At 72.6% G+C, this 23747-nt stretch carries 21 protein-coding genes; 7 read left to right on the forward strand and 14 right to left on the reverse strand.

What is annotated here, in order from left to right; genetic code table 11:
• Window positions 1–12 precede the first annotated feature (12 nt).
• Window positions 13–1233: an ABC transporter ATP-binding protein gene (locus tag AC0VYM_RS18445; RefSeq protein ID WP_475453842.1), complete on the forward strand. Its 1221-nt coding sequence runs from the start codon at window positions 13–15 to the stop codon at window positions 1231–1233.
• A gap of 102 nt (window positions 1234–1335) precedes the next feature.
• Here AC0VYM_RS18445 and AC0VYM_RS18450 read toward each other — a convergent pair whose 3' ends face one another.
• Window positions 1336–1833, reverse strand: a complete 498-nt coding sequence (locus AC0VYM_RS18450; RefSeq protein WP_475453845.1) for a TspO/MBR family protein — start codon at window positions 1831–1833, stop codon at window positions 1336–1338.
• A gap of 192 nt (window positions 1834–2025) precedes the next feature.
• Here AC0VYM_RS18450 and AC0VYM_RS18455 point away from each other — a divergent pair, with 192 nt between their 5' ends.
• Window positions 2026–4167 (forward strand): prolyl oligopeptidase family serine peptidase, encoded by a 2142-nt coding sequence (locus AC0VYM_RS18455; protein ID WP_475453847.1) that lies wholly within the window; start codon window positions 2026–2028, stop codon window positions 4165–4167.
• A 281-nt stretch (window positions 4168–4448) separates the two neighbouring features.
• The gene (locus AC0VYM_RS18460) at window positions 4449–5663 is read left to right on the forward strand and encodes a cupin domain-containing protein (protein ID WP_475453850.1); all 1215 of its coding nucleotides are present in this window, start codon (window positions 4449–4451) and stop codon (window positions 5661–5663) included.
• A 50-nt stretch (window positions 5664–5713) separates the two neighbouring features.
• Here AC0VYM_RS18460 and AC0VYM_RS18465 read toward each other — a convergent pair whose 3' ends face one another.
• Entirely contained in the window at window positions 5714–6508 is a 795-nt protein-coding gene (locus AC0VYM_RS18465) for a TetR/AcrR family transcriptional regulator (RefSeq protein ID WP_475463106.1), read from the reverse strand.
• 134 nt (window positions 6509–6642) lie between these two features.
• Between AC0VYM_RS18465 and AC0VYM_RS18470 the strand changes: the two genes are divergently transcribed.
• The 3 genes from AC0VYM_RS18470 (at window position 6643) to AC0VYM_RS18480 (ending at window position 9559) form a co-directional block, all read left to right on the forward strand.
• Entirely contained in the window at window positions 6643–7614 is a 972-nt protein-coding gene (locus tag AC0VYM_RS18470) for an ATP-binding cassette domain-containing protein (RefSeq protein WP_475453853.1), read from the forward strand.
• Window positions 7611–8474: an ABC transporter permease gene (locus AC0VYM_RS18475; RefSeq protein ID WP_475453856.1), complete on the forward strand. Its 864-nt coding sequence runs from the start codon at window positions 7611–7613 to the stop codon at window positions 8472–8474. The genes AC0VYM_RS18470 and AC0VYM_RS18475 overlap by 4 nt, the downstream gene beginning before the upstream one ends.
• Before the next feature lie 224 nt (window positions 8475–8698).
• The gene (locus AC0VYM_RS18480; protein WP_475453858.1) at window positions 8699–9559 is read left to right on the forward strand and encodes a (2Fe-2S)-binding protein; all 861 of its coding nucleotides are present in this window, start codon (window positions 8699–8701) and stop codon (window positions 9557–9559) included.
• 37 nt (window positions 9560–9596) lie between these two features.
• Here the strand turns inward: AC0VYM_RS18480 and AC0VYM_RS18485 are convergent, their stop codons facing one another.
• The 11 genes from AC0VYM_RS18485 to AC0VYM_RS18535 form a co-directional block, all read right to left on the reverse strand.
• Window positions 9597–10823, reverse strand: a complete 1227-nt coding sequence (locus tag AC0VYM_RS18485) for a DUF4352 domain-containing protein (protein ID WP_475453861.1) — start codon at window positions 10821–10823, stop codon at window positions 9597–9599.
• Window positions 10824–10918: 95 nt separating this feature from the next.
• The gene (locus AC0VYM_RS18490; RefSeq protein ID WP_475453864.1) at window positions 10919–12223 is read right to left on the reverse strand and encodes an MFS transporter; all 1305 of its coding nucleotides are present in this window, start codon (window positions 12221–12223) and stop codon (window positions 10919–10921) included.
• Between the two features lie 81 nt (window positions 12224–12304).
• Window positions 12305–12544, reverse strand: a complete 240-nt coding sequence (locus AC0VYM_RS18495; protein ID WP_378744094.1) for a hypothetical protein — start codon at window positions 12542–12544, stop codon at window positions 12305–12307.
• Between the two features lie 121 nt (window positions 12545–12665).
• The gene (panD, locus tag AC0VYM_RS18500; RefSeq protein ID WP_475453867.1) at window positions 12666–13070 is read right to left on the reverse strand and encodes an aspartate 1-decarboxylase; all 405 of its coding nucleotides are present in this window, start codon (window positions 13068–13070) and stop codon (window positions 12666–12668) included.
• Between the two features lie 115 nt (window positions 13071–13185).
• Window positions 13186–16029: a DEAD/DEAH box helicase gene (locus AC0VYM_RS18505; RefSeq protein ID WP_475453870.1), complete on the reverse strand. Its 2844-nt coding sequence runs from the start codon at window positions 16027–16029 to the stop codon at window positions 13186–13188.
• Window positions 16030–16041: 12 nt separating this feature from the next.
• Window positions 16042–16938: a diacylglycerol/lipid kinase family protein gene (locus AC0VYM_RS18510; RefSeq protein WP_475453873.1), complete on the reverse strand. Its 897-nt coding sequence runs from the start codon at window positions 16936–16938 to the stop codon at window positions 16042–16044.
• A gap of 96 nt (window positions 16939–17034) precedes the next feature.
• Window positions 17035–17460, reverse strand: coding sequence for a DUF397 domain-containing protein (locus tag AC0VYM_RS18515; RefSeq protein WP_475453875.1), 426 nt, complete (start codon window positions 17458–17460; stop codon window positions 17035–17037).
• Between the two features lie 147 nt (window positions 17461–17607).
• Window positions 17608–18459 carry a twin-arginine translocase subunit TatC gene (gene tatC, locus AC0VYM_RS18520; RefSeq protein ID WP_475463107.1) on the reverse strand — a complete coding sequence of 284 codons (852 nt, stop codon included), beginning with the start codon at window positions 18457–18459 and terminating at the stop codon, window positions 17608–17610.
• Window positions 18460–18608: 149 nt separating this feature from the next.
• Window positions 18609–18953: a Sec-independent protein translocase subunit TatA gene (gene tatA / locus AC0VYM_RS18525; RefSeq protein WP_475453878.1), complete on the reverse strand. Its 345-nt coding sequence runs from the start codon at window positions 18951–18953 to the stop codon at window positions 18609–18611.
• 66 nt (window positions 18954–19019) lie between these two features.
• Window positions 19020–19205, reverse strand: coding sequence for a hypothetical protein (locus AC0VYM_RS18530; RefSeq protein WP_475453881.1), 186 nt, complete (start codon window positions 19203–19205; stop codon window positions 19020–19022).
• Between the two features lie 60 nt (window positions 19206–19265).
• Complete coding sequence (locus AC0VYM_RS18535) at window positions 19266–21317, reverse strand: helix-turn-helix transcriptional regulator (protein ID WP_475453884.1); 2052 nt, start codon at window positions 21315–21317, stop codon at window positions 19266–19268.
• Between the two features lie 108 nt (window positions 21318–21425).
• Between AC0VYM_RS18535 and AC0VYM_RS18540 the strand changes: the two genes are divergently transcribed.
• Window positions 21426–22520, forward strand: coding sequence for a DUF3866 family protein (locus tag AC0VYM_RS18540; RefSeq protein ID WP_475453887.1), 1095 nt, complete (start codon window positions 21426–21428; stop codon window positions 22518–22520).
• Here the strand turns inward: AC0VYM_RS18540 and AC0VYM_RS18545 are convergent.
• Window positions 22507–23580 (reverse strand): methionyl-tRNA formyltransferase, encoded by a 1074-nt coding sequence (locus AC0VYM_RS18545; RefSeq protein WP_475453889.1) that lies wholly within the window; start codon window positions 23578–23580, stop codon window positions 22507–22509. The genes AC0VYM_RS18540 and AC0VYM_RS18545 overlap by 14 nt on opposite strands.
• Window positions 23581–23747 lie beyond the last annotated feature (167 nt).

A 23747-nucleotide genomic window follows, 5' to 3' on the forward strand; every position in this document is an offset into this window, starting at 1 on the left:
GAGCTGACAGCCATGGCGGAGATCGTCCTTGAGGGCGTCGACAAGATCTACGGCGGCGACGTCAAGGCCGTCGACGACCTCAACCTCCGGATCAACGACGGCGAGTTCATGGTGCTCGTCGGCCCCTCCGGCTGCGGCAAGTCCACCGCGCTGCGCATGATCGCGGGCCTGGAGGAGATCTCGGCGGGCACGCTGGTGATCGGGGACGAGATCGTCAACGACCGTCCGCCGAAGGACCGCGACATCGCGATGGTCTTCCAGAACTACGCGCTCTACCCCCACATGACCGTCGAGCAGAACCTCGCCTTCGGTCTGAAGCTGCGCAAGGTCCCCAAGGCGGAGATCGCCCGGCGCGTGGGTGAGGCCGCCGACATGCTCGGTCTGGAGCCCTACCTCAAGCGCAAGCCGGGCGCGCTCTCCGGTGGTCAGCGCCAGCGTGTGGCGATGGGCCGCGCCATCGTGCGCGAGCCGCAGGCCTTCCTCATGGACGAGCCGCTGTCCAACCTCGACGCGAAGCTCCGCGTGCAGATGCGCGCCTCCCTGAACCAGCTCCACGAGCGCCTGGGCGTCACCACCGTCTACGTCACCCACGACCAGATCGAGGCGATGACCCTCGGTGACCGGGTCGCGGTGCTGCGGGACGGCCGACTCCAGCAGGTCGACACCCCCAAGCGCCTGTTCGACGCCCCCGTCAACCTGTTCGTGGCCGGGTTCATCGGTTCCCCGGCGATGAACTTCGTCGACGCCGAGATCTCCCGCGACGGTGACGGCGCGGTCCTGAAGTTCGCCGAGCACGCGCTCCCCGTCCCGGCCTCGGTCCTCAAGGAGCGCCCGCACCTGAGCGAGTACGTGGGCCGTTCGGTGATCCTGGGCATCCGCCCCTCGGACTTCAGCGACGCCGAGTTCGACGGCAACGGCGACCCGCGCATCGAGGTCACCGCCGACGTGACCGAGGAGCTGGGCACCGAGATCAACGTGATCTTCGGCATCGACGCCCCGCCCGTGCGCCACGAGGACGCGGCAGCCCTGGCGAAGGACGCCGCCGGTGACGACGAGGAGAGCGCCGAGGCCGCCCTGCCGCTGGGCGACAACCGCTCGCAGTTCACCGCCCGTGTGAGCCCGCGCAGCAGCGTGCGCCCGGGCAGCACCATCAGCCTGGCGGTGGACGTCAGCCAGCTGCACTTCTTCGACCAGGAGAGCGGCCTGGCGATCGGCCACCCCGACAACGTCTGATCCGCCCCCCGGTCCGGTCCACACCTCCCCGGACCGGACACACGGGCGGCGCCCCATCCCCCGGGGCGCCGCCCGTCCCCGTCTCCCCCGTGGTCGTCTGGGTCAGTTGGCCGCCCAGATGGCGGCGTTGAGCGCGGCGGCGAAGGCGACCCACACCAGGTAGGGGACCAGGAGCACCACCGCCGACCTGCTGTGCGGACGGGCCAGGAACAGCGTCGCCGCCACCGCGACGGCCAGCAGCAGGATGTCCGCCAGCGCGAGGCCCTGGAGCCCGGCGCCGAAGAACAGCGGCGTCCAGGCCGCGTTCAGGAGCAGCTGGAGGACGTAGACGCCCAGGAAGACGGCGGCGCCCCGGGTTCCGGCCGCCCGCCACACCAGCCAGCCCGCGACCGCGATGAGCACGTACAGGACGGTCCACACCGGACCGAACAGCCAGGCGGGCGGTGCCCACACCGGCAGGTCGAGGCGAGCGTAGATAGCGCCGGACTGTGCCGCGGCGGCGCCGCCGACCAGAGCCGTGGCCAGGACCGCCGCCCCGAAGCACGCCGCCGCCACCAGCGACCGGCGCGGCTCCCGGGGGTGCCGGACGGTGTTCTCCACGGGTCCCTCCCTCACTCCTGGAACTCCCGAGGCTCGGTCCGCCCCTCGTCGGAGACCTACCCGGTTCCCCACCGACCATCCCGGCGGTCGTGGCTGGCACCGCCCACAAACCTTCCCTCACCGACACAGTCGCGTCCCTCGGGGCCAGGTATCTCTTCCTTGACCGTCGTGTCGGGCCGCTTGAACCATGTGATGGTGCGTAACCGCCCCGGAACCGCCCCGGCCGCCGACCCCGTGTCGGTCGTCGACACGCTGCACGGCCACCCCGTCCCCGACCCCTACCGATGGCTGGAGACCTCCGACTCCCCCGCGACCCTCCGCTGGCTGGCGGAGCGCGGTCGGGAGTACGAGCGGGAGGCGGCCACCTGGCCCCTGCGCGCACACCTGGCCGAACGCATCCGGGCGCTGGTCGCGACCGACCTGTGGTCGCCGCCGGTCCACCGCTCCGGCACGCTGTTCTGCACGGTACGCCGGGCGGGGAGCGAACACCCGCGCCTCGTGGTGTGGCCCCGGGACCCCGGAGACACCGCCGCCGGGGCCCCGGACGCGGATCCGCTGACCGTCCACGACCCCTGCGCGGACGACCCCACGGGGCGGACCACCCTGGACTCCTGGGAACCGAGCCCGGACGGCCGACTGGTCGCCGTCCAGACCTCCTCGGGCGGGGTGGAACGCGGTGGCCTGCGCGTGGTCCGGACGGACACCGGAGCGACGGTCGGCCCGACGGTGTCCGGAGTACGGTACTCGCACGTGGCCTGGCTGCCCGGCGAACGGCGGTCCTTCTACTACGTGCGTCGCGACGGCGTCCGGGGCGTGCGCGGCGTGTGGCTGCGCCGGGTCGTGGACGGCGCCGAGACGCTCGTGTACCCCTGTACCGGGCCGGGCACCGTACCCGGCGTGCGGGTCCTGGACGACCGCTGGCTGCTGGTCACGGAGAGCCACGGCACCGGTCACCGCACCGACCTGTGGCTGGCCGACCTGGCCGCGCGTCCGCCGGAGCAGCCGGAGTTCCGACCGCTCCAGGTCGACCACGAGGCGGAGACCGAGGTGGGGGCGGGTCCCGACGGTCTGCTGTACCTGCGCACCACACTGGACGCGCCGCGCCGCCGCGTGTGCGCGGTGGACCCGGGAGCCCCCGGCGACCGGCTCTCACCCGAGCACTGGCGGGAGGTGGTCCCCGAGGACCCCGGCGCGACCCTGGACGCGTTCTGCCCGCACCGCTCGCCCGAGGGCGCGGCGCTGCTGGTGGTCCGCACCCGGTTGGGCATCAGCGAGGCCGCCGTGCACGACGCCGTCACCGGCGTCCGCTCCCACACGGTGGAGCTGCCGGGTGAGGGCATGGCCTCCGGCCCGGTGGCCATGCCGGACGGCACGGTCTTCCTCGCCTACGCCGACGTGGCCACCCAGCAGAGGGTCCTGCGCCTGGCCCCAGGGCACCGGACACCCGTGCCCTGGCCCGTCCCCGCGAACCCCGACGCGGCCACCGGCGCGCGCCCCGGTACCGGGGCCGCCCCCTCCGTGGTCCGCACCGTGGAGTGGTGTCGGTCCTTCGACGGCACCCGGGTGCCGGTCACGGTCTTCGACGCCTCCGGTGGCTCCGGGCCGGGCCCCACCCTCCTACACGCGTACGGGGGTTTCGGACGTCCGCGCCAGTTCGGGTTCAGCGCGACCGTGCTCGCCTGGCTGCTCTCCGGCGGCCGCTACGCCGTGGCCCACGTCCGGGGCGGGGGTGACGCCGGGCGCCGGTGGCACCTGGAGGGTTCGGGCCGCCACAAGACGCGCGCGGTGCGCGACCTGATCGCAGCCGCCGACACGCTGGTGTCCTCCGGGTGGTGCACGCGCGCCGAACTGTGCCTGTCCGGCGGTTCGGCCGGGGGGCTGCTGGTGCTGGCCGCCGCCACCGCCCGCCCGGACCTGTGCTCGGCGGTGATCGCCTCGGCCCCCCTCGCGGACATGGTGCGGTTCGAGCGGCTGGGGCTGGGCCGCATGTGGACACGGGAGTTCGGCACCGCGGCCGACCCCGACGACTTCGCCGCACTGGTGTCGTACTCCCCCTACCACCGCGCTTTGGACACCGCCCTGCGCACACCCGGCCTGCGGCATCCCAGCGTCCTGCTCACCGGGTTCGACGGCGACACCCGGACCGACGCCGCCCACCCGCGCAAGATGTGCGCGGCGCTGCTGGCGGCGGGAGGGGACGGGGACCGCCCGGCCGCCCTGCTGCGCTACGAACACGACGTCGGGCACGGCCCGCGCGCGGTGAGCAGGGCCGTGGGACTGGCCGCCGACGCGCACGCGTTCGCGGCCCACCGAACGGGGCTCACCGGGCGCTGACGGCACCCGGTCCGGCCCTGACCAAGAGGATCGACGGCACACAGAAAGCGAGGTGCGGTATGGACCCCATCGAGGTTGAGGTCGAGGATCTGGCGGAGGTGACCTCCCGCGACACCACCGCGGGCGGCGACAACGACGGCACCGACTCCAGTTCGGACTTCATCTGATCGGTGCCCGCCCGGTCCGTGCCGCTCCGGCGCGGGCCGGGCGGGTCCCCCCGCCACCACGATCCGCGCGCCCGCAGAACCGTAACGTCCGACCCTCCTGGAAAGGGGACAGCCGTGACCGATCCCGGCAGCCTGTTCACCCGAACCCTGTGCGACGTCGTGGGCCGCGACGCACTCACCACCCGACTGTCGGAGGAGTTCGTCTTCGCCGACCTGGGCGCGGACGCCGTGCGCTCGCTCCTGACCTTCGACGACCTCAACGGCCTGCTGGCCGAGAGCGCCCCGGAGCCGCCTCGTCTGCGCCTGCACAAGGACGGTTCACCGGTCCCGTTGGACCGCTACACGGACCGGGCCCGGGTCTCGCGGACCGAACGCCGGATCGTGCGCCCCGAGTCGCTGTACCGGGAGCTGCGCGCCGGGGCGAGCCTGGTGCTGGACGGCATCGACCGGATGCACCCGCCGATCGGCGCGGCCGCCGACGACCTCATGCGGCTGACCCGGGAGCGCGCGCAGACCAACCTGTACCTGATCTGGGGTGAGTCCCGGGGGTTCGACACCCACTGGGACGACCACGACACGGTGATCGTGCAGGTGGAGGGGACGAAGCACTGGCAGGTGCACGGGCCGGGTTCGCGCCCGTACCCGATGAGGAACGACACCGACCACGCGCACACCCCGCCCCGGGACGCGGACGGCGAGCTGCACCTGGTGTGGGAGGGCGTGCTGCGCCCCGGTCAGGTGATCCACGTGCCGCGCGGTTGGTGGCACACGGTGACCGGCACCGGTGAGGTGAGTATGCACCTCACCTTCGGTTTCACCCGCGCGACCGGGGTGGACTGGGCGGACGCGCTGGTGCGCGGACTGTTCGAGGAGGAGGCGTTCCGTCGGGACCTGCCCCGGTTCGCCGACCCCGACTCGCGCCGCAAGCACCGGCACGAGTTGGTCGAGCGGATCACGGAGCTGGCCGAGCGCCTGGACCTGGACACCTTCCTGGCCGAGCGGGACGCGCGTTTCCCCCGGCGCACGTCGTTCTCCCTGCCCTGGCCGGTGGAGGACGGCGCTCCCCCGGAGCACGCGCGGGTGGAGTTCGTCCCGATCCTGCCTCCCCCCGTGGTGCGGGAGGGCGAGGGCGGGGACGCCCGGGTCGTGGTCACCGTCGCGGGGAAGCGGTACCGGCTTCCCGTCGTGGCGGAACCGGTGCTGGAGGCGCTGGCCGAGCACCGGGAGCTGTCCGTGGCGGCACTGGCCGAGCGCGCGGGCGTGGACGCGCCCACGTGCGTGCGGGTGGTGTCCGCGCTGGCCCGCCACCACCTGGTGCTGGTGCGCTGAACGGGCGGGGGGCGGACGGACCCGCCCCGCTCCCCGGCCCCGGGCGGTCCTCAGCCCCCTGCCTCGGCCCGGCCCTCGGTGCGCACGTACGCGTCGACGCCGTCGAGGATGCGCTGGACGGCGAAGCCCAGGCCGCCCAGGAGACCGCTCTCCTCGGCGAATCCGGCCGGGGCCTCGTCGAACGTGCCCTGGTCCAGGGTCCACAGGATCGTCGGGAACTCCTCGGGGTCGATGACCCCCCGCAGCCCCCGGACCCACCCCTGTTCGTCGTCCTCCACGGAGCCGCCGCGTGCCCGTGCGGCCCGCGCCAGGTCCTCCTCCATGCGGATCAGGTCCCTGAGCGCGTACGAGAGCAGCAGGAGGACCTGGAGTGACTCGGCGGCTCCGAGCCCGGAGGCGGAGACCTCGCGGAGCCCGGCCTCCATCCAGCGGAGTCCGTTGGGGCCGCTCGGGGGGCCGGACTGGGGGATGTAGGCGGACCAGGGGTGCCTCCTCCACTGGTCGAGCGCCCGGTGGCACCACTCCTCGGTCCCGGCCCGCCAGTCACCGTCGTCGCGGGGCCCGGCGGGGCGCTGGGACAGGGCGGCGTCCTGCATGAGGACGAGCAGGTCCTCCTTGCTGTCCAGGTGCCGGTACAGCGACATCGTCGTGTAGCCGAGCTCCCTGGCCACGCGCTGCATGGAGACGGCGTCCAGTCCCTCGGCGTCGGCCACCGCCATCGCGGCCTCGACGATCGCCGTGCGGCTGAGCCTGGGCTTGGGTCCGCGCCGGGCGGTCTCCCGCTGGCCCCACAGGAGCTCGATCTCCCGGGTGGTTCCCGTCGTCGGCCGTTCTTCGCTCGTCATACCCCACCAGTCGTCGGTACCGCCGCGCGGGGACCGCCGCTCCGGTCCGCCGCCTTGGTTGACTCCCATCCTAAAACTGTGTACTACTTAAACTAATCAGTTTAGTACGTACACAGTTTATGAGGCACACAGTCATGGAACCGTCGTCTCCCCCGGCCGTCAGGGCCAGGGGACTCCACAAGCGCTACGGCGACACCCGGGCCCTGGACGGGCTCGACCTCACCGTCGCCCCCGGCACCGTCCTCGGCCTGCTCGGACCCAACGGGGCGGGCAAGACCACCGCCGTGCGCGTCCTGTCCACCCTCCTGCGACCCGACTCCGGCACGGCCTCGGTCGGCGGCCACGACGTGCTCACCGCACCGGAGATGGTCCGCTCCGTCATCGGCCTGACCGGCCAGTACGCCTCCGTCGACGAGATCCTGACCGCCCGCGAGAACCTCGTGATGTTCTCCCGTCTGTACGGGTTCGACCGGACCGGCGCACGCGAGCGCGCCCGGGAGCTCCTGGAGCGGTTCGACCTCGTCGACGCCGCCGACCGCCCCGCCAGCGGCTACTCCGGCGGGATGCGCCGCCGCCTCGACCTGGCGGTCAGCCTCATCCAGGAGCCCCGTGTCCTGTTCCTCGACGAACCCACGACCGGGCTCGACCCGCGCAGCCGGATCCAGGTGTGGGAGGCCGTCCGCGACCTCGTCCGCGGAGGGGCCACCGTGCTGCTCACCACGCAGTACCTGGAGGAGGCCGACCAGCTCGCTGACCGCGTCGCCGTCATCGACCACGGCCGGGTGATCGCGGAGGGCACCCCGGACACCCTCAAGTCCCAGGCGGGCGGCGACCGCCTGGACGTGCTCGTGCACGACCCGGCGGACCTGTCCGCCGTCGCGGAGCTGCTCGGCACGGCCCTGACCGCCCCCGCACGCGTGCACTCCGCCGAACGGCGGGTGAGCGTGTCGGCCGAGGACCGGATGGCCGCGCTGACCGGCGCCGTACGCGCCCTGGACGGCTCCGGACTGAGGATCACCGACATCGGGGTGCGCCGTCCCAGCCTCGACGAGGTCTTCCTGGGCCTGACCGGCACCGGGACCAACACGGAGGAGGCCACCCGATGACCGCGACCACCACTCCCCCGACCGCCCGGCACGACCGGGGCACGCCGCCCGTGTCCCACCCGGCCCGCGAACGCCGGGGCCGGGCCTGGACCGACGTCCTGGTCCTGAGCCACCGCAACCTGCGCCACATGGTCCGCGACCCCTTCGAGCTGGTGATCGCGATCAGCATGCCGCTGCTGATGGTGCTGCTGTTCGGGTACGTGTTCGGTGACGTCATGTCCGGGACGGGGGCACGGGACTACCGCACCTTCCTGGTGCCCGCCATGCTGGCCATGGTCATGCTGTACGGCGTCGCCGGGACCTCGGCCGGGATCGCCCGCGACACCGCGCGCGACGTCATGAGCCGGTTCCGCTCCATGCCCATGGCGCCGATGGCGATCCTGGGCGCGCGCACGCTCACCGACATGGTGCGCGCCGTGCTGGAGGTCGTGCTGCTGCTCGGCTGCGGCGCCCTGATCGGCTGGCGCTTCGAGGACGGTGTCGGCGGCGCGCTGGCCGCCGTGGGGCTGCTCCTGCTCTTCCGGTTCGCTCTGGTGTGGCTCGGGGTCCTGATCGGCCTGCACGCGACCAACCCCGACGCGGCGAGCATGCTGGTCTACCCGCTGGCCTTCCCGCTCACCATGCTGTCCACGAGCTTCCTGCCGTCGACCGCGATGCCGTCCTGGCTGGCTCCGATCGCGGAGTGGAACCCGCTGTCGGCCGTGGTCAGCGCCACTCGTGAGCTGTTCGGAAACGAAGTACTGCCCTCGGACGCCTGGCCCGCGCAGAACGCGCTGCTCCTGGCGCTGGGCGTGCCCGCGCTGATGGTGGCCGTCTGCGTCCCGCTGGCGCTGCGCCGCTTCCGTGCCCTGAGCCACTGACCACGCGGGTCCGTCGGACGGCGGCCGACGGACCCGTACGTCACCCCCGCACCCCAGGGCACGAGGGCTCCACGATTCGGCAAACGTCCAGGCTGACGCATTGCCACCGCCGCGATGGTTAGGGTAGCCTCACTTCATAGGCGCACGTGAACACGACCCGTCCGGACGCGGCTGTCGCACGCCCCCGGACCTGTCCGTTCCGCTCCGCGACGAAGGGTTGCCAGGTGACTCCAGATCCGCTCGACGTCTTCCAGGGCGTCAGCGCGCGGCTGAAGTTCGCGCCGCTGCCCGAGCTCACCGACGCCGACCGGCTCCACGGCCGTCCGGTGGACCGCGTCCAGTTCCACAGCGTCACCTCGATGACCGGACACGACTGGCTCCCCGTGCTGTTCGACAAGCTCCGGACCGAGCACGGCCCCGGCCACCGCCTCCCCGCCGCGACCAACTTCCTACGGGTCACCCTGCGCGAGCCGATCTTCCTGGTCGCCGCCTGCCTGTACCTCACCGGACGCGGACCGCTGCTCACCCCGGACACCCTGTACCTGCCCTGGGACACGGTCCGGAGCAGGTTCGACACGCCCACCGTGACCGACCTCCGCACCGTGGTCCTGCCCGACGACCCCGCCGCCGACCACCCCGACACCGTGGTCGCCCGCGACGAGGACGAGCAGCTGCGCCTGGTCGCGGAGGCGTTGTTCGCCACCGTCGAGCCCCTGGTCGAGGCCCTGCACGCACACTCACGCGCCGGCAAGCGCACCCTGTGGGGCTGGGTCCTGGACACCCTGCACTTCTACATGCTCAACCCGGCCCGCTACCTGGGCCGTGACGCCGAGCAGGCCTGGGAACTGGCCACCCGGCTCGGTGAAGCGGTGGTCGAGGCGGGTGCCGTCACCCGTAGGCGGCCGCGGCTGTTCCCGTTCGCCCCCGACCACCCCCGGGGCACCTGGGCGGTCCGGGGCACCTGCTGCTTCGACTACAAGGCCGACCCCGAGCACGGCTACTGCACCACCTGCCCGCTCAAGTGCGACAGCGAACGCAGGGAGGCCCTGTCGGAGTGGCTGCGCGACCCCGCGCTCGCCCCCTGACAGGACCTCGTCCCGAGCCCGTGGGCGGCCCCGTCACTCAGGTCACCGGGACCTCCACCGGGCCGGTGAAGTACGGCTCGAAGAGCACCCGCTCCGCCTCGATCTCACCGGGGACGGTGATCGCGCCGTCGGCGGTCTGCCCCGGGTCCAGGGTCTGCACACCGAGCTCGTTGGCGTCCATCGCGATCGCGTCTCCCGGACTGTGCTCCTCCCCCTCGGCGTCCACCACGACGAAGTAGAGCGGGTTGACGTCCAGGGCGTCCGTACCGGTGTTGGTGACGGTCACCTCGACGCTGGTGAACTCGCCCTCGACGTAGAGGGAGCTGGGCTCGAACTCGGTCGAGGTGGCGGTCAGCTCCGCCTCGGAGGGCACGTCCTCTCCCGGCGCCTCCTCGGTCTGTTCGACGCCCGGATCGCCGCTGCCACTGGGCGAGCTCTGGTCCGCCAGGACCAGCGCGACCGCCGCGCAGCCGCCCAGAGCCAGGAGCAGCAGGAGCAGGACTCCGCAGCCGATCCCGATGATCCTGCCCCACGGAGTCGGCTTCGACGGCGGCGGGCCGTAGCCGCCCTGCCCCGGGGGACCGTATCCGCCGGGGTGGCCGTGGCCGCCCTGGGCGCCGTAGTTGACCGGCTCGCTCGGGTAGCCGCCGTATCCCGGGGCGTAGCCCGCGTGCTCGTATCCCGCGCTCCCCGGGCCGCTGGGCCCCTGGGAGTACTCACCCGGGTCCGGTTGCCCGGGGCCGCCCCCGTACGGTCCGGGCTCGCCCGGCGGCGGCCCGTAGGAGGGTCCCCCGCCCTGCGGGGGCCCGGGCGGCGGACCACCGGGGGGCTGCTGCCACGAGGGCTGCCCGTTCGGGGGCCGTTGCCACGAGGGCTGGGCGCCCGAGGGCTGCTGCCACGGGGGCTGGGAGCCCGGGGGCGGCTGCCATGAGGGCTGGCCGCCCGACCACGCGTCCCCGGGGGGCGGACCACCCGGAGGCTGGTCGCCCGGGGGCACACCGCCCGGCGGCGGACCACCGTGGAGCGCCCCTCCCGGGTACGGGCCCCCGGGAGGAGGCGCGTAGGACGGCTGCCCCATCGGCGGAGTGCCGTGCTGGTGCGCCCCTCCCGGCGGAGGGTCGTGCCGGGGCTCCCCGGGCGGCTGCGGGCCGCCCTCGATCGGATCGCCGGGGTCGCCCGGCCGCCACTCCTCCGGCGGGTGGTGGTTGACCGGATCCTGGTCCGGCCGCTCACCGGCTCCCTCCTCGGGCTCCCGATCACTCACCCAGAACACCCCTTCGTCCAGTGGCGCGTCCCGCCGAGAGCGGCGGGCACCTCAGAACCGCACCGTAACCGCGCCCAGGAGGGGCGGAGCGGAGCTCAGCGGGCGTTTCCGGTAAAGGTCGGGAAGTGTTTGCCCCGGGCGCGGAGGGCGAGCACGAACACCGGGACCGTGAACAGGGCGGCGAACAGGTTCAGACCCCCGAAGCCCACCGTCGCCAGGACCACGCCGGACAGCGCGGCCGCCGAGGCGGCCCCCAGGTTCATGGCGAGGTCGCTGAACCCCTGCGCTCGGGGTCGGACCTCGGCGGGCAGCGACTCGGCCAGCAGCGCGCTGGCCGAGACCAGCCCGAAGGACCAGCCGAGGCCGAGCAGGACCAGCCCGGTGGTCACCAGCGCCTCACTGTGCCCGGCGGTTCCGGCGACGGCGGCGGCCGCCAGCAGGATCACCTGCCCGGTGAGGAGCACGGGTGTGCGCCCGAAGCGGTCCGCCAGCCAGCCCACCAGTGGGGAGAGCCCGTACATCCCGGCGATGTGCAGGGAGATGGTCAGTCCGATGACGGTGAGTTCGGCACCGTGGTGTGTCAGGTGCACCGGTGTCATCGTCATGACCGAGACCATCGTGGTGTGGCTGGCGACGACCCCCACCACGGCCAGCAGGGCCGACGGGGTCCGGCCGATCGCCCGCAGGGCGTCGGTCAGCCCGACCCCGCCCCTCGGTGCCCGGCCCTGGTCCGCGTCGATCCGGGCGGCCTCGGCGGTCGCCGTCAGCAGCGGGTCGGGCCGCAGCAGGAACGCGATCAGCACCGCGCCGCCGAGGAACCCGACCGTGGTGAGCAGCACCGGACCCAGCAGGTCGGGCAGGCCCAGGAGGACGGCCAGTCCGCCGGTCGGGCCGATGAGGTTGGGACCCACCACCGAACCCACGGTCGTCGCCCACACCACCACGGACAGGTCGCGGCCGCGGGTGCGTTCGGTGGCCAGGTCCGCGGCGGCGTGCCGGGCCTGGAGGTTGGTCGCGGTCCCCGCGCCGACCAGGAGCATGCCGAACAGGAAGAGCGCGAAGAGGTCCAGGAGCGTGGCGGTGATGACCACTGTTCCGCCCAGCGCACCGAAGAGCCAGCCCAGGGAGAGGCCGGGACGGCGCCCGCTGCGCGCGGCCAGCGAGGCCAGGGGCAGGGCGAACGCGGCCGCGCCCAGGGTGATCATCGTGGTGGCCATCCCCGACCACGCGTCCGACCCGCTCAGGTCGAGGGCGATGAGCGCGCCCACGGCGAGCATGGCGCCCATGCCGACGCTGCCGACGACCTGGGCGAGCATGAGGACGAGGACGGTACGCCGTTGCAGGCGGGCCCGAGCCGCTTCGGAGAGGGGGTCCCCGTCCCGGCTGGTTTCTGTGGACACGAGGTGGGTGCTCCGATTCATCCGGCCAACGGATGAATCGTAGTCCTCCGCACCTTTTCGGACCAGGCCGGGTCCGCCCCGTCAGCCCCGCCCGTAGCGCCACCGCAGGAAGTCGTGCTCGCGCTCGACGTAGCGCATCTCCGCGTACAGCAGGTCGGGGTCGTCGGCGTGCACCACCACCCCGCCGACCGGGATCACCGGCCAGCGCGCGAACGCCCAGAACCGCCGGGTGTAGGGGCCCCACAGGACGACCCAGGCGCCCTGCTTCTGCCACTCGATGTGTTCGGCGACCCGGCGCCGTTCCTCGTCCCGTTCGTCCATGGCGCCTGTGGACATACCCGGGACCCGGATGTCCGATCAGGCCGGAACCGGCCATTTCGGGGGGTTTCCGCGAACACGGACGCCCGTGCCGGGGCACGGGCGTCGCATGGCGCGGGTCCGGTCAGCGACCGGCGACGAGGTCGCTGCCCGGGACCGGCTCGGCCGGGTCGTTGCCGAGCGCGACGACGCGGTTCTCCCCGTCCACGTGCACGACGTGCTGGACGTGGTCGGCCCGTTCCCGCTCGTCCACCTGGGCGTAACCGATGATGATGACCAGGTCCCCGGGGCTCACCAGGCGCGCGGCGGCGCCGTTGATCCCGATGACCCCGCTCCCCCGCTCACCCACCAGGGCGTAGGTGACCAGGCGGGCGCCGTTGTCGATGTCGACGATGTGGACCTGCTCGCCGTCGACGATGTCGGCGGCGTCCATCAGGTCGGCGTCGATGGTGACCGACCCCACGTAGTGCAGGTCGGCCTGGGTGACCGTCGCGCGGTGGATCTTGCCGTTCATGAGGGTGCGCAGCATGGACGAAGCCTCGTTTCAGGATGTGTCGCGGACTACAGGCCCCCGGAGGGGTCCCGTGCGTATCCCATGATGGCGCCCCGTATGACCCGGTTCGACCACCGGGGCGCCCTCACGCCTAGTTGAAGGAGGAGTAGGCCACCACGCCGCGCCGGACGAGGTCGGCCGCCTTGCGGGCCTTGCCGCGCACGTGCGGGTCGGCGGCGGCCCCGGCGATCTGGCTGAGCATGTCCACGAGCATCTTCGCGGTGCGCACGAAGTCGCCCGCGGTCATGTCGGACTGCCGCAGGATCGCGTCGAGCCGGTCGCCGCGCGCCCAGCGGTGCGCGGTCCACACGAAGCCGAGGTCGGGCTGGCGCAGGAACGACACGCGGTGGCGCGCCTCGACCTCGTTGAGCTCGCCCCACAGCCGGTTCATCTCGGTCAGCGCCTCCTCGACCCTGCCCTCGGGCAGCCTCGGGTAGGCGTCGTCGTTGCGGCGCGCCTCGTAGACCAGTGCGGCGGCACAGGCCGCCAGCTCCACGGGGTTCAGGTCCTCCCACACGCCCCGGCGCAGGCACTCCGCGACCAGCAGGTCGAGTTCGGAGTAGATCTTGGCCAGCTTGCCGCCGTCCTCGGAGACGTCGTCGCCCGAGAGGTACTCCAGGTCCTCCAGCACACCGCACACCCGGTCGAAGGTGCGGGAGATGACGTGCGAGCGCCCCTCCACGCGGCGGCGCAGCGCGTCGGTCTCCTTCTGGAGACGGAAGTACCGCTCGGCCCAGCGGGCGTGGTCCTCGCGATCGGAGCAGCCGTGGCACGGGTGCTCCTTGAGCTCGGTGCGCAGCCGCTGGACCTCGGCGTCCTCCTGGGCGCCCCGGCGCCCGCCCCGCTCGAAGGACGGGTCGGTGCCCCGCTCCTTCAGCTTGTTGCGCAGGGTCGAGGCGAGGTCCTGGCGCGAACGCGGCGAGCGCGCGGAGAACGACTTGGGGATGCGCATGCGCCCCGAGGGGTGCACCGGCACCGGGAAGTCGCTGGAGTTGACCCGCTTGACCTGCTTGTCGACGGTGAGCACCAGGGGTGCGGGCAGGTCGTGGCGCAGCCCCGGGTCCAGGACCACCGCGTGGCCCGAGTAGCGCCCGGCCGGGATGCGGATGATGTCGCCCGGCCGCAGCCGCTCCAGGCTCTCCAGCGCCTCGTCGCGGCGCTGGACCGACCGGTTCCTGGCCAGCACCGACTCGCGGTCGCTGAGGGCCCGCCGCAGACCGGCGTACTCCATGAAGTCACCGAGGTGGCACTCGGCGGCGCTGGCGTAGCCCTCCAGGGCCTCCTCGTGCTTGCGCAGCTGCTTGACCAGGCCCACCACGGCGCGGTCGGCCTGGAACTGGGCGAAGGACGCCTCCAGCATGTTCCGACTGCGCTGGCGGCCGACCTGGCCGACCAGGTTCACCGCCATGTTGTACGAGGGCTGGAAGCTGGAGTTGAGGGGGTAGGTGCGGGTGCCCGCCAGGCTGGCCACCGACTCGGGGTCGGTCCCGGCCTGCCACACGACGACCGCGTGCCCCTCGACGTCGATTCCGCGCCTGCCCGCACGCCCGGTGAGCTGCGTGTACTCGCCGGGGGTGAGCGAGGCGTGGGTCTCCCCGTTCCACTTGTCGAGCTTCTCGATCACCACCGTGCGGGCGGGCATGTTGATGCCCAGGGCCAGCGTCTCGGTGGCGAAGACCGCCCGGATCAGCCCCTTCGAGAACAGGTGCTCGACGATCTCCTTGAAGGTGGGCAGCATCCCCGCGTGGTGCGCGGAGATACCCGCCTCCAGGGCGCGCAGCCAGGAGTCGAAGCCGAGCACCGTCAGGTCCGCACGCGGGATGTCCGCGCAGCGCGACTCCGCGTACTCGCGGATGTGGGCGGCCTCGTCCGGTGTGGTGAGCACCAGACCGGAGGCCACGCACTGGCGGACGGCGTCGTCGCACCCGGCCCGGCTGAAGATGAAGGTGATCGCCGGGAGCAGGCCCTCGGCGTCCAGTTCCTCGATGATCATCGGCCGGGAGGGCGGGGCGAAGCGGGTCCGCGGGCGCACGTTGCCCCGGGCCCGGGTCTGCGGGTGGCGGCGCCGGTTGGCCAGCTGGGTGGTGCGGGAGTCGTCCTCCGCCGTGCGGGTCAGGTAGGGGTTGATGAGCAGCTTGCGCCCGCCCACCTGGATCTCGCGCGGGCGCTGGTGCTGGGAGCGGCGCCGCTCCCGTTTGCGCCTGCTCCGGCCGCCGCCCTCCTCGTCGTCCTCGCCGCCGGTCTCCTCCGGCTGTTCGTCGACGAACAGGTCGTGGATCCGCTTGCCCACCATCACGTGCTGCCACAGCGGGACGGGACGCTTCTCGTCGACGATCACCGTGGTGTCGCCGCGCACCTGCTGGAGCCACTCACCGAACTCCTCGGCGTTGCTGACGGTCGCGGAGAGGGCGACCATCCGCACCGACTCGGGGAGGTGGATGATCACCTCCTCCCAGACCGCGCCCCGGAACCGGTCGGCGAGGTAGTGCACCTCGTCCATGACCACGTAGGCCAGCCCGCCCAGGGTGGACGAACCCTCGTACAGCATGTTGCGCAGCACCTCGGTGGTCATGACGACCACGGGCGCCTCACCGTTGACGCTGTTGTCACCGGTGAGCAGCCCGACCTGGTCGGCGCCGTAGCGCCGGACCAGGTCGTTGTACTTCTGGTTGGACAGGGCCTTGATCGGCGTGGTGTAGAAGCACTTGGTGCCCTCGTTGAGGGCCTGGTGCACGGCGAACTCACCGACCACGGTCTTGCCGGAACCGGTCGGCGCGGCGACCAGCACCCCGTGTCCGCTTTCCAGGGCCTTGCAGGCCCTGATCTGGAAGGGGTCGAACTCGAACCCGTAGAGCCCCTGGAAGGCCTCGATCGCGGCGCTGGAGGCGCTCTGGCGCCTGCGGAAGGCGGCGTAACGCTCGGAGTGACTACTCATAGGATTCCCAGCCTATGAGGTCAGCTCCAGCATCTCGACCGACTTCGGCACCACCTCGCACACCAGCGTCGGAGCGCCCGTGGGCTCCCCGTCCGCGAAGGCGGTCCCGGCCTCTCCCCGGATGGTGACGGTGCGCCCCCGCCTGAACACCACCTCCTCCAGTCCCAGGTGGGTCCCGGCGAAGACCCGGGGGAACAGGCGCAGGAAACGGCCGAGCGGCCCCTTCTTCACGAAGACCACGTCGAGCAGGCCGTCGTCGGGGACGGCCTCGGCGCACACGTGCATGCCGCCGCCGTAGGCGCTGGTGTTGCCGACCGCCACGAGCATGCCGGGTTCGCGGATCCGCTCGTCGTCGACGTCGATCTCGAAGTCGATGGGCTTGAAGGAGCGGAGCTCGGCGGCGAGTCCGACGAGGTAGCCGAACCGGCCCATCCCGAACCGGAAGTTGTTCACGCGCTCGTTGACCCGGGCGTCGAAGCCGCAGGCCAGAACGCTCATGTAGTACCGCTGGCGGCCGTCGGCGGTGGTCAGACGGACCACGTCGCTGGCCCGGGTACGCCCGGCCAGGATCGCCTCCGCGATCCTGTCGGCCGACCCCTTGGGGACTCCGAAGGCGCGGGCCACGTCGTTGCCGCTGCCCGCCGGGATGACCGCGAGGGGCACCCCGGTGCCGACCACTCCCTGAAGAACCTGGTGTACCAGGCCGTCGCCGCCCACCGCGACCAGGGCGTCGGGGCGGTCCGCGGCGGCCAACCTGGCCAGCCTGCGGCTGTCGGCGGCCGATCGGCCGGTGTAGACGTGCACGCGCGCGCCCTGGGCGCGCAGGGCCTCCTTCAGCCGCACGGCGATGACGGCGGCGCGGCGACGGCCGGAGGCCGGGTTGACCAGAAGGGCGATATGAGGGGACATATGCCGGTCCTTACCTACCCACAAAGGGGAACGAAAGGGTGTACGGGGTCAGGTGAGGAGCCCGTACACCCGCGCGCCCGGGTGCGGGTGGCCCGATCAGTCGTCCTCGGTCGTGGACTCCCGCTCGGTTTCCTCACGTTGGCGGCGATGGTACTCCTCCATCGCCTCCGGCGTGTTCAGCGGGGAGGGAACCCAGGTCGCCTCGACCTCGGTCTCGCCGCGCTGGATCGCGGCCTCCTCCTCGGTGAGGTACTCCTCCGGGATGTCGAACTCACCGTCACGCGCGCCCAGGACGAAGGCCTCCCACTCGGCGGGGGTGAAGAACAGGGTGCCCTTCTCCGGGGACTTGCCGTCGCGCACCGCGCGGAAGCCGTCGTCGAACTCCGCGACCTCCACGACCGCCTCGGACTCCTCCTTGGACAGCGAGGACCGCAACCACACCGCGTGCGTGGTGTCGTGCCACTTCTCGTTGCCCATGGCCTCGGGCGGCAGTTCCCTCTTGGCCTCTGTCTGCTCGCTCATCAGCACTTCCTAGTCCGGGAGCCCACACGGGAGGGGGCTCTCCTTGGTGTCCCAGCGTTGCGAGGGGGCGGACCGGCCGGACGGCCGTGCCGGCCCGGCGGGCGTCCGGGGCCTCCCCAGCCGAACCCTAGCGCGTCGCGCGGCGGCTCAGGATCGCTTGCCGGAGCCGCCGTCGGAGTCGGTCTCCTCCAGCGGGGCGGGCGTGTGGTCCAGCTCCGAGGGCTGGTCGTCGAGCTCGGAGATCTGGTCGTCGTCCAGATCGCTGGTGGGGTCGCGGCGCTTCTTGCGGCGGTCGTTGAAGAAGCAGAACACCTCGGCGATCTCGAAGAGGATCACGAGGGGGACGGCCAGGGCCAGCATGGAGATCGGCTCGGCCGGGGTGATGACGGCGGCGACCAGGAAGGCGGAGAAGATGATGACCCGGCGCCACTTGGCGATGGCCTCGTGGGTGACGATGCCGACGATGTTGAGCAGGACCACCAGCAGCGGCATGACGAAGCCCAGACCGAACATGCTCATCATGATGAGCATGTAGCTGAGGTACTCACCGATGGTCAGGTACGGGTCGGCGTCCTCGGGCAGGAACCCGAAGAGCATCTGGAGGGCGAGCGCGGTGATCGAGTAGGCCAGGGCCGCGCCGGAGACGAAGAGGATCCCGGCCAGCGGGGCGAAGATGTACGCGTACTTCTTCTCGCCGCTGTGCAGGGCCGGGGCCACGAAGGCCCACAGCTGGTAGAGCCAGAGCGGGGCCGTGACCAGGGCGCCGACGAAGATCCAGACCTTGAAGGCGACGAAGAAGGCGTCGAAGGGGCCGGTGACGATCAGGGAGCAGCCGCCGCCGTCGACCACCTGGGACGCGGGCAGTGAGCAGTAGGGCTGGGTGAGGAAGTCCCAGATCCGGTTGTAGAAGACGAAGCCGACCACGGCTCCCAGGCACAGGATGAGCAGCACCTTGGCCAGCCTGTTGCGCAGCTCGCGCAGGTGGTCCATGAGCGGCATCCGGGCGTCCGGGTTGGCCGATCGGCTTCGGGACCTCATCTTGCGGTCACTCTCTTCTCCTTGGGCCCGCTCCGAGTGCGGACGCTCCCCGCTGACGACAGCCGACCGGCGCGGCACCTTCCGGTACCACGCCGGTCCACCGGAACGTTCTAGTTGTTGTAGGTCTGGTTGGTCGGCTCACCGGACTCGTTGACGATGCGCTGACCGGGGGGAAGCTGCGGGTAGCCCTGCTGCTGCGGCTGCTGGTTCTGCTGCGGCGCCGGGTTCTGCGGGGCCTGCTGCTGTGCCTGCGCCTGCTGGTTCTGCTGGGCCTGCTGGGCCTGCTGGTCCTCGGACTCGTTGTTCTCGTCGTCGACCAGGCCCTTGCTCTCGGCCTTGAGGATGCGAGCGCTGCGCCCCAGGGAACGGGCCAGGTCCGGAAGCTTCTTGGCTCCGAACAGCAGGATGGCCAGGATCACCAGGATGGCGATGGTAGGTCCGTTGAACGGTCCCATGGTTCTACCTCTCTGTGGGGCGCGACCAAGCGCCTCTGATGGTACGCGCGTTCGTCCGCGGGGCCGTCATGTCCCAGCACCGCCACGGCGGACGCGCTCACGCAGGTCAGCGCTGCTCGCCTGGTACCCGCCCGCCGCTCGTGTCACCCCTTCGGACAGCGCGGAGGCCGCGCGGCGCACCCTCGTCCCGAGGGCGCCGACGACGAGCACTCCTGCGCAGAACACGCCGCAGAGGACAGCGAAGGCGATCACGGCTTCACCATATCCCTTCCGCGATGACCTACACCCCACCCCCCGGTGAACAGGTGCGCGTCACTCCGGAGACGAAGTGGTCTCGACCAATTCGGCGCGGTTCGGAGCGGTGCGGTAGTGCCCCAGGGCACGCTCGGCCTCGGCCCTGACGTCCTTGGCCAGCGCCACCGGAGACACCACACGCCCCTCCCGTCCCAGGGACAGCGCCAGCCGGGACACCCACGCGGGCGCCGGGGTGCGCAGGGTCGCCCGGGCCTCGCCGCCGGGCAGTTCGGTCACCGACTCGCAGACGTAGTCCTCGGTGACCCAGCGCGCGGAGGGCTCCAGGGACAGCGTCACCAGGGCGTCGCGCTCGGAGCGCTGGAGCACCCCGGCGGACAGGTCGCGGCGGGCCACGCCCTCGGGCACCTGTGCGGCGAAGGGCAGCACGGTCAGCTCCAGGACCCGGTCCAGGCGGAACAGCCGCACGGCCTCGCGCAGGTGGCAGTAGCCCTCCAGGAAGGTCTGGCCGTCCTGGACCACCAGGCCCATGGGGTCGACGTCGCGCTCGGTCACCTGGTCCAGGTAGCCCGACAGGTACCGCAGGTGCAGGCGCTGGCCGCTGTTGAGGGCGTCCGCGCAGCGCCGCTGGGTCCGGGCCACCTGCTCGTCCACCTCGACCCGCACCTGCACCGCGTCGGCCAGGTCGCCCACGGCCGAACCGGCGGCGGTGCGCAGCTTCTCGCCCACCCGCCTGAGCGCACCGCCCTCGATCCCCTGGGCCTCGGGCAGCGCCTCCAGCAGGGACAGGCCCACCACCAGGCTGGCCGCCTCGTCCGCGGTCAGCCGCAGCGGCTGGGCCAGGGTGTCGGCGTTGGCGATGATGATCTCGCCGGTCTCGCGGGCCGCGTCCAGGTCGACGTCGATCAGGTCACCGGGGGTGTACCCGGGCAGGCCGCACATCCACAGCAGGCTGAGGTCGGAGACCACCTGCTTCTCACTGAGTCCGAAGTGCCGCGCGACCTCGGGCACGCGCACGTCGCGGCCGAGGGCGTACGGGACCAGCATGAGGAGACGGCGCAGCTGGTCGGCGGAGCGGGGGCCGCGCGCCGGGGCGTCCGCGCCCTCCCACCCCTCGGCGGGGTCGGTCTCCTCGGCCACGGCGGTGCCCTCCACCACCCCGGCCAGGTGGTCGGCCATCGCGGAGCGGACCTGCTCGGGCTCCACCACCACCGCGCGCGAACCGTGCGAGGCCACCTGACGCACCAGCCCCGTGGTGCTGGTGTAGGGCAGGGTGAGCGTGTCCCAGCCGTCCCCGGTGCTGTCCCGCTCCCCCGGAACCACGCGGAGCGCGAGGCGGCGCAGGTCGTGGGCGGCCTCGGTGCGCACCCGCAGGGTCGCGGTGCGCTCGGGCACGGCGCTCTGCTGTGAGACCACCGAACGCAGGTCCACCCCCTCGGGGACCACCACGTCAGGGCCGGTCCGGACGACGGTGACCCCGCCCCGCATCCGCCCGAGACGGAACACCCGTCGGGCGTCGCGCAGCCGGTCGTGGCCGACCACGTACCAGTGCCCGCGCAGGTTGACGATGCCCCACGGCTCGACCTCGCGCCGCTGGGCGGCGCTCTCGCCGGGCTTGCGGTAGTCGAAGGAGATGGGACGGCGGTCCCGGACCGCCTGCCACACGGGGCCGAACGCGGGTTCGTCGGTGCGCATGGCGGGGGTCAGACCGGGGGCGGCCTCGGTGTCCACCGGGACCCCGGCCGAGCGGAGCTTGAAGAGGGCGTTGGCGGCGGCCTCGCCCAGGGAGGCGTGGCGCCAGGCGCGGGCGGCCAGACCCAGCACGACCGCCTCGTCGGGCAGGAGCTCGATCTCGGGCAGCTCGTAGTCCGAACGGGAGATCCGGTAGCCCTCCTCGCCGCTGAAGGCGTCACCGGTACCGACCTGGATGGGGATACCGCTGTCGCGCAGCTCCCGCTTGTCCCGCTCGAACATGCGCTTGAACGCCGACTCGGTGTCGGCCTCGGCGTAGCCCTGCACCGTCGCCCTGATCTCCTGGGCGGTCAGGTGGCGCCGCGTGGACAACAGGCAGATGACCAGGTTCAGTTGCCGTTCGGTCTTCCTGCGCGACATCGTCCGCACTCCTCTAGCCCGCTGTGTTGCCCGCTGTGGTGGACCGGGCGGGGCCGCGAGGGCGCGTCCTCCCACCTTCGGTTCAGGTCCGACGGTACCGTGCCCAGCATGATCCGGTGGCGCCGCGGTGAAGTCCTTCAGATCCTGCCCTCCTGGCCCGGAGTCCGTGTGTGCGCGGTCTCGGTGCCCGTCAGTGGGGACGGGCCGGATCAGACCACGACCTGCACCGCCCTGGCCTACACGGACCTGGTGGGCACCCCCGACGTGGGTGACGCGGTCCTTCTCAACACCGGCGCCCTGGACCTGGGTCTGGGCACCGGCGGATACGCCATGGTGGTGGCGGTGCCCGACCGCCTGCCCGCCGACCGCGAGGGCCCCGGGCACCTGGTGAAGGCCCGCTACACGCCGCTCCAGGCGACCGTACTGGGCGCGGACGAACAGGGGGCGCCTCACCACGAGGTGCTGCGCGAGGCCGTGGGGATCGACGGGATGCCCGTGGTCGTGGCCGACCTGCACTCCTCGCTGCCCGCGGTCCTGGCCGGGGTGCGGATCGAGCGTCCGGGGACCCGGGTGGTCAACGTGATGCTCGACGGCGGCGCGCTGCCCGCCGCGTTCTCGCGGATCGTGGGGGCGTTGAGGGAGGACGGCATGCTCCGGGGGTGTGTGACCACCGGTCAGGCCTTCGGCGGCGACCTGGAGGCGGTCACCGTGCACTCGGGTCTGCTGGCCGCCCGGCACGTGCTGGACGCGGAGATCGCGGTCGTCTGCCAGGGACCGGGCAACCTGGGGACCGGTACCCCGTGGGGGTTCTCCGGTGTCTCCTGCGGTGAGGCGGTCAACGCCGCCGCCGTCCTCGGCGGCCGCCCGGTGGCCAGCCTGAGGGTCAGCGAGGCCGACACCCGTGAACGGCACCGGGGGGTGTCACACCACAGTCTGACGGCCTACGGGCGGGTGGCCCTGGCCCCCGCGGACGTGGTGGTGCCCCGACTGCCGGGGTTCTTCGGCGAGCGCGTCCGCGACCAGGCCTGGCCGTTGGGAGAGCGCCACACGCTGGTGGAGGTGTCGGTGAACGGCCTGGAGGACGAGGTGCGTGCGCTTCCCGTGAAGGTGTCCACCATGGGGCGCGGGCTGGACGAGGACCGGTCGGCCTTCCTCAGCGCGGCGGCCGCCGGGCGCCACGCCGCCACACTCATCGGGGGTTGAGGTCGCGCCGTTCGTCCGGACCGACCCGTAGGTCGGAGTCGTGGTCCCCTCCGTACTGGGCGCCCAGGTAGGGACGCTCGGATCCGGGGATCGGCGTGCGACGGGTCGCGGCCATCATGTGGTCGGAGGGTACGTCGAAGTAGCGACCGGGCCGGAACATGGCCAGGGAGGTCGGTTCGGCGCGCACTCCCTCGTCCACCCGGAGCGACTCCGGCACGAACACGCTGCCGTCACCACAGGTCACACCCCATTCGCGGCCAGGGCCAGCGGAGACGATCTGCCCCGGGTCGCCGCCCGCGACCCCGTCGCGGACACGTCCGCCGCACAGGGTGATCCGGGCGCCGCCGAACATCGCGAAGGCGCCGGGGTAGGGGTCGGCCAGGGCGCGCACCATCCGGTCCACGTCCCGTCCGGCCGCCGCGAGATCGAGGTGGCCGTCGCTGGGGCGGCGCCGGGGCCACTCCGAGCCGTGCCCGCTCTGTGGTCGCCGGGGCGCGCTTCCCTCCAGGAGGGCGTCGAGGTTGCGCACGAGCAGTTCGGACTGGAGGTGCCCGGTCCGCTCGTACAGGCCGGACGCGGTCACGTCCTCGGCCACGTCGAACCAGATCCGGTCGACGACGTCACCGGAGAAGGCCTCCCGTGTCAGGTGGAAGAGGGTGACGGCGCTGGAGCGCATGTCGCGCAGGATCGTCCAGGGAATGGGGGCGCGGCCCCGGCCGACCGGGAGCGGGGACGGGTGCAGGCCCACACCGCCCAGGGGCAGTGCGGCCAGGACGTCCTCGTGGACCAGCTGTGACCAGCCCGCGACCACCATCAGGTCGATCCGGTGGGCGACGAGGGCGTCGCGCACCTCGTCGGTGTTGATGTCGGCCGCCCGCAGGTGGGGCAGGCCGTGCCGACGGGTGACCTCCTCGAAGTCCGTGTAGCCGGAACGGTGCGCGAGTTCGGCGGGGTAGGAGACCACCAGGCTCGGCGGGCTCCCCTGGGCGCAGAGCTCCTCCAGGGCCGGGACGCCCAGGCGCAGACCCGACACGTAGCAGTACCGCCGCTGGTCCGACATGGCTCCCCCTCGCCGCTGCTCACCTTGGGTAGCCGACTCTACGCACGCTGACCGCGCCTCCCCGGCAGCCGGGCACCGTTCTGCGTGTCACCGCCACGTCACCGCTCCCGCCCGGTTCCGGTGCGTCCACGGCCGGGGACGGGCCCCGGACGCGAACGCACCGCCGC

Source organism: Nocardiopsis sp. iso_237 (genome assembly GCF_056173345.1).

Coding starts and splice junctions, on each gene's coding strand:
- AC0VYM_RS18535 (WP_475453884.1), bottom strand. CDS start 21,317: ATGTCGCGCAGGAAGACCGAACGGCAACTGAACCTGGTCATCTGCCTG.
- AC0VYM_RS18475 (WP_475453856.1), top strand. CDS start 7,611: ATGACCGCGACCACCACTCCCCCGACCGCCCGGCACGACCGGGGCACG.
- AC0VYM_RS18515 (WP_475453875.1), bottom strand. CDS start 17,460: ATGAGCGAGCAGACAGAGGCCAAGAGGGAACTGCCGCCCGAGGCCATG.
- panD (WP_475453867.1), bottom strand. CDS start 13,070: ATGCTGCGCACCCTCATGAACGGCAAGATCCACCGCGCGACGGTCACC.
- AC0VYM_RS18495 (WP_378744094.1), bottom strand. CDS start 12,544: ATGGACGAACGGGACGAGGAACGGCGCCGGGTCGCCGAACACATCGAG.
- AC0VYM_RS18465 (WP_475463106.1), bottom strand. CDS start 6,508: ATGACGAGCGAAGAACGGCCGACGACGGGAACCACCCGGGAGATCGAG.
- AC0VYM_RS18540 (WP_475453887.1), top strand. CDS start 21,426: ATGATCCGGTGGCGCCGCGGTGAAGTCCTTCAGATCCTGCCCTCCTGG.
- AC0VYM_RS18445 (WP_475453842.1), top strand. CDS start 13: ATGGCGGAGATCGTCCTTGAGGGCGTCGACAAGATCTACGGCGGCGAC.
- AC0VYM_RS18470 (WP_475453853.1), top strand. CDS start 6,643: ATGGAACCGTCGTCTCCCCCGGCCGTCAGGGCCAGGGGACTCCACAAG.
- AC0VYM_RS18455 (WP_475453847.1), top strand. CDS start 2,026: ATGGTGCGTAACCGCCCCGGAACCGCCCCGGCCGCCGACCCCGTGTCG.
- tatA (WP_475453878.1), bottom strand. CDS start 18,953: ATGGGACCGTTCAACGGACCTACCATCGCCATCCTGGTGATCCTGGCC.
- tatC (WP_475463107.1), bottom strand. CDS start 18,459: ATGCCGCTCATGGACCACCTGCGCGAGCTGCGCAACAGGCTGGCCAAG.
- AC0VYM_RS18545 (WP_475453889.1), bottom strand. CDS start 23,580: ATGTCGGACCAGCGGCGGTACTGCTACGTGTCGGGTCTGCGCCTGGGC.
- AC0VYM_RS18510 (WP_475453873.1), bottom strand. CDS start 16,938: ATGTCCCCTCATATCGCCCTTCTGGTCAACCCGGCCTCCGGCCGTCGC.
- AC0VYM_RS18505 (WP_475453870.1), bottom strand. CDS start 16,029: ATGAGTAGTCACTCCGAGCGTTACGCCGCCTTCCGCAGGCGCCAGAGC.